The 13,376-nt window shown below is 29.0% G+C and carries 13 protein-coding genes; 11 read left to right on the top strand and 2 right to left on the bottom strand.

What is annotated here, in order from left to right:
- Positions 1–13 precede the first annotated feature (13 nt).
- A complete protein-coding gene (adhP, locus tag EQF90_RS07140; RefSeq protein ID WP_134711769.1) occupies positions 14–1,042 on the top strand; it encodes an alcohol dehydrogenase AdhP in 1,029 nt (342 codons plus the stop codon).
- Between the two features lie 312 nt (positions 1,043–1,354).
- Here adhP and adhE read toward each other — a convergent pair whose 3' ends face one another.
- A complete protein-coding gene (gene adhE, locus EQF90_RS07135; protein ID WP_134711768.1) occupies positions 1,355–3,967 on the bottom strand; it encodes a bifunctional acetaldehyde-CoA/alcohol dehydrogenase in 2,613 nt (870 codons plus the stop codon).
- Positions 3,968–4,187: 220 nt separating this feature from the next.
- Here adhE and EQF90_RS07130 point away from each other — a divergent pair, with 220 nt between their 5' ends.
- From EQF90_RS07130 to rpsU, 4 genes are all read left to right on the top strand, one after another.
- Positions 4,188–6,077 carry a glycoside hydrolase family 13 protein gene (locus EQF90_RS07130; protein WP_134711767.1) on the top strand — a complete coding sequence of 630 codons (1,890 nt, stop codon included), beginning with the start codon at positions 4,188–4,190 and terminating at the stop codon, positions 6,075–6,077.
- A gap of 7 nt (positions 6,078–6,084) precedes the next feature.
- Positions 6,085–6,999 carry a 50S ribosomal protein L11 methyltransferase gene (prmA, locus tag EQF90_RS07125; protein ID WP_134711766.1) on the top strand — a complete coding sequence of 305 codons (915 nt, stop codon included), beginning with the start codon at positions 6,085–6,087 and terminating at the stop codon, positions 6,997–6,999.
- Positions 6,992–7,723: an RsmE family RNA methyltransferase gene (locus tag EQF90_RS07120; RefSeq protein ID WP_134711765.1), complete on the top strand. Its 732-nt coding sequence runs from the start codon at positions 6,992–6,994 to the stop codon at positions 7,721–7,723. Before prmA ends, EQF90_RS07120 begins: the two co-directional genes overlap by 8 nt.
- A 91-nt stretch (positions 7,724–7,814) precedes the next feature.
- Positions 7,815–7,994 (top strand): 30S ribosomal protein S21, encoded by a 180-nt coding sequence (gene rpsU, locus EQF90_RS07115; protein ID WP_134711764.1) that lies wholly within the window; start codon positions 7,815–7,817, stop codon positions 7,992–7,994.
- 401 nt (positions 7,995–8,395) lie between these two features.
- On the opposite strand, the gene EQF90_RS07110 is transcribed toward rpsU, so the two are convergent.
- A complete protein-coding gene (locus tag EQF90_RS07110; RefSeq protein ID WP_134711763.1) occupies positions 8,396–9,145 on the bottom strand; it encodes an HAD family hydrolase in 750 nt (249 codons plus the stop codon).
- A 128-nt stretch (positions 9,146–9,273) separates the two neighbouring features.
- On the opposite strand from EQF90_RS07110, the gene EQF90_RS07105 reads away from it, so the two are divergent.
- From EQF90_RS07105 to EQF90_RS07080, 6 genes are all read left to right on the top strand, one after another.
- Complete coding sequence (locus EQF90_RS07105; RefSeq protein WP_134711762.1) at positions 9,274–9,765, top strand: NfeD family protein; 492 nt, start codon at positions 9,274–9,276, stop codon at positions 9,763–9,765.
- An 8-nt stretch (positions 9,766–9,773) separates the two neighbouring features.
- Positions 9,774–10,796: a flotillin-like protein FloA gene (gene floA, locus EQF90_RS07100; protein WP_134711761.1), complete on the top strand. Its 1,023-nt coding sequence runs from the start codon at positions 9,774–9,776 to the stop codon at positions 10,794–10,796.
- A gap of 2 nt (positions 10,797–10,798) precedes the next feature.
- Positions 10,799–11,179: a hypothetical protein gene (locus EQF90_RS07095; protein ID WP_134711760.1), complete on the top strand. Its 381-nt coding sequence runs from the start codon at positions 10,799–10,801 to the stop codon at positions 11,177–11,179.
- Positions 11,180–11,265: 86 nt separating this feature from the next.
- Positions 11,266–12,198 carry a PhoH family protein gene (locus tag EQF90_RS07090; RefSeq protein WP_134711783.1) on the top strand — a complete coding sequence of 311 codons (933 nt, stop codon included), beginning with the start codon at positions 11,266–11,268 and terminating at the stop codon, positions 12,196–12,198.
- A complete protein-coding gene (gene ybeY / locus EQF90_RS07085) occupies positions 12,179–12,628 on the top strand; it encodes an rRNA maturation RNase YbeY (protein ID WP_134711759.1) in 450 nt (149 codons plus the stop codon). Before EQF90_RS07090 ends, ybeY begins: the two co-directional genes overlap by 20 nt.
- Entirely contained in the window at positions 12,625–13,374 is a 750-nt protein-coding gene (locus EQF90_RS07080) for a diacylglycerol kinase (RefSeq protein ID WP_134711758.1), read from the top strand. The genes ybeY and EQF90_RS07080 overlap by 4 nt, the downstream gene beginning before the upstream one ends.
- Positions 13,375–13,376 lie beyond the last annotated feature (2 nt).

Below are 13,376 nucleotides of genomic sequence, written 5' to 3'. Positions count from 1 at the left end.
AAGGAGGTATAAAATGAAAGCAGTTATTGTTAATAAAAAAGGAGATGGAGTAGAGGTAGTATCAGATTGTAAAAAACCATCTCCAGGGCATGGTGAGGCATTAGTTAAGGTTGAATATTGCGGAGTATGTCACACAGATTTACACGTTGCACATGGTGATTTTGGAAAAGTTCCAGGAAGAATTTTAGGCCATGAAGGAATTGGTATTGTTGAAGAGCTAGGAGAAGGAGTAACAACATTAAAAATTGGCGATAGAGTTTCTATTGCTTGGTTTTTTGAAGGTTGTGGACACTGTGAATATTGTACAACAGGAAGAGAAACTTTATGCCGTTCGGTAAAAAATGCTGGATATACAGTTGATGGCGGTATGAGTGAATATGCCTTGGTGACAGCTGACTATGCAGTAAAAGTTCCGGAAAATTTAGATCCTGCTCAAGCATCATCAATAACATGTGCGGGAGTTACGACGTATAAAGCTATTAAAGAATCTGAAGTTGCACCAGGGGAATGGATTGTAATATATGGTGCAGGAGGATTGGGTAATTTAGCAGTTCAATATGCTAAAAAAGTATTTAATAATAAAGTAATAGCTGTTGATATAAATAATGATAAGTTGAAATTAGCTAAAGAATCCGGTGCTGATGTAGTAATAAATGGAAAAGAAATAGAAGATGTTGCTGGATATATTGTTGATTTAGTTGGTGGATGCCATGGGGCTGTTGTAACAGCAGTTTCTAAAGTTGCATTTAATCAAGCTGTAAACTCAGTGAGAGCTGGTGGTACAGTAGTAGCGGTAGGATTACCTTCAGAATATATGGATTTAAGTATTGTAAAGACAGTTTTAGATGGTATAAGAATTAAAGGGTCACTTGTTGGAACAAGAAAAGATTTAGAAGAAGCTTTTGAATTTGGAGCAATGGGATTAGTTGTACCCGTTGTAGAGAAGGTATGTGTAGATTCAGCTCCTCAAGTTTTTGAAGAAATGGAAAAAGGATTAATTCAAGGACGTAAGGTATTAGATTTTACAAAATTAACAAATTAGAAAACAGTTATTGATGTTGTAATTTGTATTTTCTAATCTTCTGAGCAGATAAGAAAAATTATATAATAATATTTTAGCGACTAAAAGTAAATTTTTAGTCGCTTTTATAGGGATGAATGGCATGAAAATGTTGGTGTGAAATTTTCTAAGAAGTGCAGTTATTTATAAATAGCATTGTGACTTTTGGATTTTACATTGTGACATTCATGAAAGAATAAACAAAAGCCCACTTAAGGATTTTAAGAACTTTTTATAGTTCAGGGAAACATCCTTAAGTGGGACTTTTATTTTAAAGGGGTTAAACTCTTTATCTTATTCGCCTTTATAAGCTGCAATTAAAATTTCTTTTAATTCAGCGATCATTGGTTCTTTAGGATTTGCTGTTGTACATTGATCTTCGTAAGCCAATTCGGCAATCTTGTCAACCTTAGCATCAAATTCTTCTTGAGAAATACCTTGTTCTCTTATGCTCATATTTAATCCTAATTCTTTTGATAATTTTATAATTTCTTGAGCTAATGCTTCAACTAATTCTTCATTTGTTTTACCTTCACAACCGATTAATCTTGCTACTCTTGCGTAATCTTCGTCCGCTCTGAAGTATTCATATTTTGCCCAAGCTTGAGTTTTACCATTGTTAATTGAATTATATCTAATTACATGTGGCAATAAAATAGCATTTGCGTATCCGTGAGGAATTCCAAATTCTGCACCTATCTTGTGTGCTAGGGAGTGATTAATTCCCAAGAATGCATTAGCAAAAGCCATACCGGCAATTGTTGATGCGTTATGCATTGTTTCTTTTGGAGCATGTGCATTTGTGTGATAAGAATCTCTTAATGAGCCCCATACTAATTCGATAGCTTGTAAACTTAATCCTCTTGTATAATCTGAAGCCATACATGATACATATGATTCTAAAGCATGTGTCAATACGTCTAACCCTGTGTATGCTACCATTGATTTTGGTAGTGTATATGTGAATTGTGGGTCAACAATAGCTACTGATGGTGTTAAAGCATAATCTGCTATTGGAAACTTCATATGTGTTTCTGAATCTGTAATAATAGCAAATGGTGTTACTTCTGAACCTGTACCTGATGTTGTAGGGATTGCTACTAATTGAGCTTTTGTGCCTAATTCAGGAATTTTGTATGCTCTCTTTCTAATGTCTAAGAATTTTTGTTTTGCACCAAAGAAGTTAATTTCAGGTTGTTCATACATTAACCACATCATCTTTGCTGCATCCATTGGTGAACCACCACCTAATGCTATGATTGTATCTGGTTCAAAATCTTTAATTTTTGCTAAACCTTTTAATACGATATCTGTTGTTGGGTCAGCTTCTACATCTGAGAATATTTCGTATTTTACTCCATTTGGTCTTCTAGATAATACGTCAACTAATCTAGCTACCAATCCATGTTGAACCATACCTTTATCTGTTATGATTATTACTTTTTCAACGTTTGGCATTTTTTCTAAATATCTGATAGAATTCTTTTCAAAGTATAATTTTGATGGTAGTTTTTGCCATTGCATGTTATTTCTCCTCTTAGCAATTGTTTTAACATTAATTAAGTGTTTCACAGAAACATTTTCACTTACTGAGTTTTTACCGTATGAACCGCAACCTAATGTTAATGATGGAGTCATTTCATTATATAAATCACCGATACCACCAATTGATGATGGAGAGTTTACTAAAATTCTACATGCTTCCATTTGTTGAGCAAATTGTTCGATAATTTCATTATTACCGGCAAAAGTGTGTAAGGAAGCTGAATGTCCCATGCCGTTAAATTCTAACATTTGTCTTGATTTTGTAAAACCGTCTTCTAAAGACTCTGATTTTATAAATGCTAATACCGGAGATAATTTTTCTCTCGTTAATGGATAATCCGGACCGATGCCATCTACTTCAGCTATAAGTAATTTTGTGCCAACAGGAACCTTAATGCCAGCTTTTTCAGCAATTGTCATAGCTGTTTGACCAACTATATCAGGGTTAGCCATTCCTTTTTCTTCATTAATTACATATTTTTCTAATTTTTTAATATCTTTAGCCGGTACGAAATAACCTCTATTTCTTGTAAATTCTTGTTTTACCTCGTCATAAATTTCTTTGTCACAAATAACTGCTTGTTCTGAAGCACAAATCATACCGTTATCAAATGATTTTGAAACGATAACGTCATTTACTGATCTTCTAATATCACATGATTTTTCAAAGTATGCCGGTACGTTTCCTGCACCTACTCCTAAAGCAGGTTTACCTGTTGAGTAAGCTGCTTTAACCATTGCGTTACCACCTGTTGCCAGTGTGATAGCTATATTTGTATGATTGATCAATTCTGAAGTAGCAGAAATCGAAGGTTGAGTTATCCATTGGATACAGTTTTTTGGAGCACCTGCCTTAATTGCAGCATCATAAACAGTTTTTGCAGCTAAAGCTGAACAATTTTGTGCACTTGGGTGAAATGCAAATATTATTGGATTTCTACCCATTATTGATATTATTGATTTGAATAATACTGTTGAAGTTGGGTTTGTAACTGGTGTTATACCTGCAACTACACCTAGAGGAGATGCTACTTTAATAACTCCGGTTTGCATATCTCTATCTATTACACCACAAGTTTTTTGATTTTTGATTGAATGCCAAATTGTTTCTGTTGCATATAAGTTTTTAATACATTTATCTTCGTATATACCTCTTTTTGTTTCTTCTACAGCTGCCTTAGCAAGCACCATATGTTGGTCATTACCAGCTATTACCATAGCATGAACAATTTTATTGATTTGTTCTTGATCGTAAGACATAAATTCACTTAATGCAACTTTAGCATTAGCAACTAATTGTTCTACTTCCATATTTTTTTCCATTGTTTCTTCTACCTTTGTTTCTATTTTTTTTGCTACCATTTGTTCCCCCTTTTAGAACGGTTATTTTATTAACAACTACATGATATTATATTAACAAAATTTTGTAAAGAGGAAAGTAAGATGTAAACATTTTCCGATTTTAAGTTTTTAACAAAATGTAACAATTCCTCTTAAACGTTGAAAATACAATATTTGTGAAAAAGTAAAATAAAATGTTATAATTAAAAGAGTAAAAAATTATATTGTACGAGAGGCTAAAGTGAAAAAAATATTAAATACAATTTATCACGATTCAACTATAAATTACGTTTCTAATTCATATCCTAAATTAAAAGAAAAAATAGAATTAAAAATAAGAATGAAAAAAAATGATAAAGTAACAGGTGTGTATATAAGATATAGAAAGTTAGGTGAAGAAGTTATACAAAAAATGCAATATGCTTATGAGAAAAACAATTTGGTATATTATAAAGTTAATGTGGTATGTCATGAAGAATTATTTTCTTATTATTTTAATATAACAACAAAAGATTCTATATTTTATTATAATCAATCGGGTTTTCATGATTATAGGGTAGGTAATTCAAATAATTTTAAAATTTTAGTGGGGTATAATGCTCCGAGATGGATGCATAATACTGTTTTTTATCAAATTATACCCGATAGATTTAAAAATGGGAAACCTGAAATAACTATTAAAGAAGGAGCATATACATATCAAGGATTTCATCCTATAAATATGAAATGGGAAGAAGTTCCTTATCAATGGGATAAAGCACATTGTATGGATTTTTATGGTGGAGATTTTTATGGTGTAATTGAAAAATTGGATTATTTACAGGATTTAGGTGTTAATGCGATATATTTCAATCCTATTTTTATTTCTCCTACAATTCATAAATATGATGCATTAGATTATTTTGAAATAGACCCCAGTTTAGGTGGAGAAGAAGGTTTAGCGAAATTATGTGATGAAATTCATAAAAGAAATATGAAGATTATATTGGATATTTCAATAAATCATACATCAAGTTCATCAAAATGGTTTAATATGGATGGACTTTTCTATGATAAAAGTATCGGTGCATATAACAATCCTAATTCAAAAGAAAGAGAATATTACTTTATTAATGAAGATGGAAGTTATGAAGCATGGGCTGGAGTTAAGACTATGCCAAGCTTAAATTATAACTCTCAGAGTCTAAGAAATATTATATATAGAGACGAAAATTCTGTCTTAAAAAAATATCTAAAAGAACCATTTAATATAGATGGTTGGAGATTTGATGTTGCTGATGTAATGGCAAGAAATGAAAAAGTTAATGTATATGAAGAAGTTTGGACTGAAATTAATAAGGAAATTAAAAGTGTAAATAAAAATGCTCTTATTTTAGCGGAAGAATGGCAAGATGCACCAGAAATGTATAATGGAAATAGATGGGATTCTACAATGAACTATTTTTCATCAACACTACCTATAAGGGAATTTGCAGGAGAAAAAGATATATTCAATGCAAGGAATCAAGATTTGGCAATGATAGATTATAATTTTAATGCAGAGCAGTTAAAAAATAGATTGACTCAAACATTTGAAGTTTTACCATCTCAAATACAATATCAAATGTTTAATTTAATTGATAGTCATGATATTACAAGACTATATAATAATCCAAAAGTAGATATAGATGTGTATAAAGGAGCGGTAATAACTTTATTTGGATTACCCGGTGCGGTAAATGTATATTATGGAGATGAAAAATATTTAGATGGAGAAATGCATTCAATTGAAGGGGCGAGATATCCAATGGACTGGAGTGAAAAACTTCCTGCTAAAAAGCAAGAGATATTTGAAATGTATAAAACTTTATCTAATTTAAAATCGCAAAATTCGGCATTTGGATTTGGTGGATTTAAGGTTGTTTATGCTAAAGGAGATGTGTTTGCATTTTCAAGATTTACAGAAGATGAGGTGTATATATTTATTTGGTCGAAATCATCAAAAGTAGAAAAAATAAATATTGATTTAAGTTTCTTTGGTTTATCGAAAAAGGCAGAATTTATTTTAGGGTATGGTAAACTAAATATTGAAGATGACGAGTTAAGAGTGGAGTTTGAGTCTAAAACTTCATCATTGATTAAAATAGTATAGAGGTAATATGGAAAGTTATTTATTATTAAAGTTCACATTAGATAGAAAATTTGATGATTTTATTCAATCAAATATATACAATTTTGAAAATATAGGATTTGAAGTTGATGACCCTATTGAAAAACAAAATTTATTACTAGAATTGCCAGAATGGGAGATTTCCGACATTAAAGTTGTTGATAATGGCACAATTTCATATGGTGTATATTTTGAAGAAAGTGATTTAGGAAAAAGCGAGCTAGAAAGACTTAGAACTTTTTTAACTGAAAATATTGAAAATTTCAAATCTGAAGAATTATTTATCGATAATTCAAACTGGGAAGAAGAATGGAAAAAATCATATAAAAGTTTTAATATAGGAAATAAAATTTTTATTAAACCATCATGGGAAGAAAGGCCTGAAACAGAGAGAATTGTTATAGAAATAGATCCAAAGATGGCGTTTGGAACGGGAACACATGAAACAACTTCCATGTGTATGGAATATGTTGAAGATGACGACTTTACAGGGAAGAATATTCTTGATATGGGTTGTGGATCAGGAATTTTATCAATTCTTGCTAAAAAATTAAACGCAAATCAAGTAGATGCTTGTGATATTGATGAAATAGCCATTTCTTCAACTAATGAAAATTCCGTTATTAATAATGTGGAATTAAATGCATTTGTTTCAGATTTATTCTCGAATGTTAAAAATAAATATGATTTTATTTTCGCAAATATTCTTGCTGAAATCATAGTTGTAATGCTTGATGATGTCGATAAATACCTAAATGAAAATGGTATTTTGATATTATCTGGAATTATTAAAGAAAAAGAGCAACTAGTTAAAGAAAAACTGGAAGCAACTGGATTTAAGGTGATAGATACAAAATATAAAAATGACTGGGTATTAATTTCAGCAGGTAGAAAAAATGCATAGATTTTTTGAAAATGAAAATAGTTTAAATAATGGAGAAATATATATTTCAGAAAGAAATTTACATCACATAAATGTATTGCGAATAACAGAAAATGAGGAATTTGAGGTTGTAATCTCAGAAATTGTTTATATGGTAAAGCTTAAGGAAATTTTTAAAGATTTTGCGATTTGTGAAATTATTTCTCAAAAAGAAGATAATAATGAGTCTAATATTAAAATTAACCTATATCAAGGGTTGCCAAAATCGGATAAGTTTGAGTTAATAATTCAAAAAGCTGTAGAATTGGGAGTAAGTAAGATTATTCCTTTTGAATCTTCAAGGACAATAGTAAAATGGGATGCTAAAAAAGAAAAAAAGAAACTTATAAGATATCAAGAAATAGCCTCATCTGCTGCTAAACAGTCAAAAAGAACAATTATACCAGAAGTTTTACCTTTAGTTTTGTTCAATGAAATGGTAAATGAAATTAAAGATAAATTTACAGTGATAGCTTATGAAAATAGAGGAATTACATTAAAAGAAATTTTACTTAATGATGATTTTAAGGAAATAAATATAATAATTGGACCAGAAGGTGGATTTTCTGAGGTTGAAGTCGAAAAAATTGAATCTGCCGGAGCTAATGTGGTTAATTTAGGTAATAGAATTTTAAGAACTGAAACAGCAGCTATTGCATTGATTTCAATGATTCAATATGAAAAAGGTGATATTAATTTAAAATAAAAAATTATGCTTGAAAAATAGAGGCCATTCATATATAATTAGTAGGTAAACCTCGTGGTTAAAGATTAAAGCATGTGGGGAGGTGAAAGACATGACAGAAATTAGAGTTGGTGAAAACGAATCAATCGACAGTGCTTTAAAAAGATTTAAAAGACAATGTGCTCGTACAGGAGTTCTTTCAGAATACAAGAGAAAAGAACACTATGAAAAACCTAGTGTTGTAAGAAAGAGAAAAATTGACGCAGCAAAAAGAAAAAAAAGAAGAGGATAATTTGTTATCAAAACTAGTTACTACGGTAGCTAGTTCTTTTTTGTTTAAATTTAAAGGTTCTTTGTCAAATACCCATAGGGCACAAGTAGTGTTGGTGAATTTTATGTTGAAAGATATACATTTGATTCTTATTAGTTTATTCCGAATTCTAATTCTGAATAAACTATTTCAAATATATTGAAATTTAAGGATTATTTAATAAGGATCACAGTAAATTATGATAATAATAAAATAAAAAAAGATTCTACTCAATATTATCAAGATATGCTAGGAGTATCTTCTAATGTAACAAAAAAATTAATTAGCATTTTAAGTAATATGAAATAATATATTAAATATAAATAGAGGTGTTACAAAATAACTATAAATTAAATTTGATATTTTGTAGCACCTCATTTTAATTACAAGCTATTTATTATATTAAGTAATTCATCATAATTAGAAGCCTTAAGTAAAGCAATATCATCTCTATTGTATCTATCAAAATAAATTGGTGTGATTCCACATTTTTTTGCTCCTAGATAGTCGGATTGATAATTATCTCCAATCATTAGTGTTTCTTCCGGGATTAAATTATTTTCCTTCATTAGTAACATAAAAGGAATTGAAAATTTTTTGCCTTTTTCAAGATCTTCTGAAGCATATGACCTTTTAAAATATTTATCAAGATTCAGGAAATACGCTCTTGATAATTGAGTGTCTGTAAATCCGTCAGTAAGAAGATATAGATTATAATTTTGTAATTTATTTAAAAGTTCATCAACGCCATCAATTTTTTCTAGATGATTTTGCCATTTTGACATCATATATCTAATAATTTTTGTGCTTAAATTATTAGAATTATCTATATTTAATTTTGATAAAATATTTGAAACTATTCTTTCTCTAATTTGACTGGATTTTTTAATTCCTAAAAATCTATCTAATCCATTTTCAAAATATATATCAAAATATCCAAGCCCTAAATCAAAAAATTCATGATCCTTTAATTTTTCATATTCTTTTTTTATTTCTTCGTAAAAAACTTTCTTGAATAATTCAAATTCAATATTTGAAAAAAAGTTTTGATGTATTGATTTTACAAAATTATCTAAAAATTTACGTGTTTCAATTAAGGTTTCATCTAAATCAAAAATTATGTTTTTAATCATAATTAATTCCTTTCATTTAATATTTTATTTTTATATTAATAATATCAGAAAAATGTGGTAATATAAATATATATAACTTATGATATATTTGATAAATTTTGGGTAACCTTAATATAAAGGAGGTGCAAATGTTAACAGGAATCATAACAACAGAAGTTGTGTTTGTTATCATACTTACTCTTGGATTAACGGCGTTGATAATGGAACTTTTTATTCCAAGTTTTGGGATAATTGGTATTACAGGAATTTATTTAATTTTTGAATCCTTTCTTGCGATTAAAAATATAGATAATATATTTCTATGTCTTATAATTTCTATTTTATTATCATTGTTTATTTCTTTAATTATTATTAAAATATTTTTTAAGAATTTTGATAAAAATAGATTAGTTTTAAGAGATAACATGTCAAAAACCAAGTCAAAATCAGTTGACACTATTAGTTTGGATTTGATTAATAAGGAAGGAATAGTTGAGAAAACTTTAAGACCATCAGGGTTGGTTAAGATAGAAGGAAAGCTTTACAATGCGGTTTCTTTTGGAGATTTTATTTCAAAATCTGCAATAGTTAAAGTTGAAAGAATTGAAAAAAATCAAATATATGTAAAGGAAATTAAATAGGAGGTAGTATGATAAATTTTTTATTGTTAGGATTAAATCAAACAAGTAATGCCAACTTTTTTGGATTAATAATATTAGTAGCTGTATTAATATTTGTATTATCAATATTTTTAACATTCATTCCAGTTGGATTATGGATAACTGCATTCTTTTCAGGGGTAAAAGTTGGTCTAGGAACTTTAATAGGTATGAGAATGAGAAGGGTAGCACCTTCAAGAATTATTAACCCATTAATAAAAGCTACAAAAGGTGGTATTAATATTAAAATTAATGAACTTGAAGCTCATTATTTATCAGGTGGAGATGTAAATAAAGTAGTTGATGCTCTTATCGCAGCACAAAGAGCTGATATTGATTTGGAATTTGAACAAGCTGCAGCAATTGATTTGGCAGGTAGAGATGTTTTTCAAGCTGTTCAAATTTCTGTAAATCCGAAAGTTATTGAAACACCTGTTATTGCGGCTGTGGCAATGGATGGTATTGAAATTAAAGCTGTTGCTAAAGTTACAGTAAGAGCAAATTTAGATAGATTAGTTGGTGGGGCAGGAGAAGAAACCATTATTTCAAGAGTTGGTGAAGGTATTGTTACAACAGTAGGTTCTTCAAAGTCACATAAGGATGTATTAGAAAATCCGGATTCAATTTCTAAAAATGTATTATCCAAAGGTTTGGATTCAGGTACAGCATTTGAAATCTTGTCAATTGATATAGCTGACGTTGATGTAGGTAGAAATATCGGGGCAGCGTTACAAGCGGATCAAGCTGAAGCAGATAAAAAAATAGCTCAAGCTAAAGCTGAAGAAAGAAGGGCTATGGCTGTTGCTCAAGAGCAAGAAATGCAAGCAGAAGTAAGACGTATGAAAGCTAAAGTAGTTGAAGCTGAATCACAAGTTCCATTGGCATTAGCTGAAGCATTGAGAAGTGGGAAATTAGGAGTTATGGATTATTTCAAATTAGAAAATGTTAAAGCTGATACAAATATGAGAAATAATATTGCCGGTGAAGACATGGGCAATTCTGATGGAGAATAATCGTGAAGATTATTGAAGCATTAAAAGAAATAGCAAATGAAATAAATTTAGAAATTGAAAAAGAAAAATTAAAAAATAAAAAAACTTATACAAAAAAAAACAAAGATAATGGTAAAAATAATAAGGTTTTAAATAAAGCTAGTACTTTTGAACAAAAATATGGCAAAAGAGAATATTTTAAGAATAGTATTTATTCATATGGCGATGAAGAGGAAAGTGAATTATCAGATACAGTACCTGATTATACTAATTATTTACAAAATTTTAAGTCTATAAAAATTGAAAACTCAAAAAAAGAAAATCCATTATCTAAAGAACTAAAGAAAAGAAATTCAGCTAGAAAATCTTTCATTCATAGTATAATTTTTGAAAGAAAAATATAGAGGATTCATCCTCTATATTTTTACTTATGTAGGAGGATATTATTAAAGATTTAGTTTATAAAGTAAAAAATATTGATAAATTGAATATATTATTTGGAAATTTAGATAAAAATATCAATTATATTGAAAAAGAATTTGGAGTGAAAATTAGAGTTTCAGATAATAATTTGAAGATAATTGGGGATGAAAGCATTTCTAAATTAGTATCTCATTTGCTAGATATATTATTTGAGATAATTGAGAAAAAGGAAAATCTATCATTTGAAGATGTTAGATATGCTATAAATATGGAAAAACAAAATAATAGTGAAAGCATAAAAAATTATTTAAATGATATTTTGGTTACTACATATCAAGGAAAACCCATAAGACCAAAAACTATAGGGCAAAAAAGGTATGTTGACATAATTAGAAAAAATGGTGTTGTTTTTGGAATTGGACCGGCTGGTACCGGTAAGACCTATTTAGCTATGGCTATGGCTATTGAAGCATTTAAAAATAAAGAAGTATCAAGGATTATTTTGACAAGACCTGCTGTTGAAGCTGGTGAAAGTTTAGGATTTTTACCTGGAGATTTACAAGAAAAAATAGATCCTTATTTAAGGCCATTATATGATGCTCTATTTGAAATTATGGGGCCGGAAACATATCAAAAATTGATGGAAAAAGGGAATATTGAAGTTGCTCCGTTAGCGTATATGAGAGGGAGAACTTTGGATAATTCATATGTAATTTTGGATGAGGCACAAAATACTACTCCTCAGCAAATGAAGATGTTTTTAACAAGGCTTGGATATGGTTCAAAAGCTATCATTACAGGGGATATTACTCAATTAGACTTGCCAAATGGTAAAAAATCAGGCCTTATAACAATTAGAAATATCTTGAAAAATGTAGAAGGTATTGAATTTGTGGATCTTGATAAAAATGATGTTGTTAGACACCCTCTTGTTCAAAGAATAATAGATGCTTATGATAAATATGAAAAAAGGATGAATGATGCAAATTCTGATAGATAATCAAAACGAATTAATCAAATTGGATAAAAATTTAGAAAAGAAAATAAAGGAAGCATTGATGGAAACCCTTAAAACCACAGGATACGGTACGAATTATGAGATTTCTATTTCTGTAGTTGATGCAGATGAAATTAAACATTTAAATTTTGAATATAGAAATAATGATAGTGTGACAGATGTATTAAGTTTTCCTTTATTTGAAAGAAGTTTTATTCCAAAAGAGGGTATGTTGGGGGATATAGTTATTTGTAGTGAAAGAGTGAAAAGTCAGGCTCAAGAATTTGGACATTCAGAGGAAAGAGAATTTGTATATTTAGCGGTTCACTCAATGTTGCATCTTTTGGGATATGATCATATGCAAGAAGATGAAAAGATGGAAATGAGGACAAAAGAAAAAGAAATAATGAAAAATCTAGGAATTTTTAAATGAAAAATTATGATAATGAAGAAAAAGATCGAATTAAAAATAATAATAAAATAGCTTCATCATTTGAAAATGCTATAAATGGAATTATTGAAAGTGTTAATACCGAAAGAAATATGAAAATTCATATTATTATTGCAACTATGGTTTTGATCTTATCATTTTTATTGGATTTTACTAGAGTGGAATTGATAATTATTGCAATTACAACAATGCTTGTATTAGTTACAGAGCTTATAAATACTGCTATTGAAACATTAACAGATTTAACTATTGATGGTAAATATCATGAACTTGCTAAAAAAACTAAAGATATTTCAGCGGGAGCAGTTTTATTAATGTCGATAAATTCTCTCATAGTTGGCTATTTATTGCTTTATCCTAAATTGAAAAAAATATTTATAAGTAAAAATGTTTTTCAAAAAATAATGATAAATCAAGAACATCTTGTAGTAATATCAATAGGAGCTGTTATGCTCTTAACACTTTTATTAAAGGGGATATTTTTCAAAAAAAATACAACTCATTTATTTGGTGGAAGTGTTTCAGGACATACATCTTTAGCTTTTAATATTGCTACAATTGGATATATAATATCAAAAAACTATATAATCGGCATATTATTATTCATACTTGCGGCAATTGTTGGTGAATCAAGATATGAAGCTAAGATACATACAATGAAAGAGATAGTTATAGGAGCGGTGCTAGGCATTATACTTGCATTGGTTATATTTATAAATTATATATAGGA

The organism is Helcococcus ovis (assembly GCF_004524775.2).
Classification (GTDB): domain Bacteria; phylum Bacillota; class Clostridia; order Tissierellales; family Peptoniphilaceae; genus Helcococcus; species Helcococcus ovis.
Note: the sequence above shows the minus strand (reverse complement) of the source record. Positions and strands in the feature narration are given on the sequence as shown.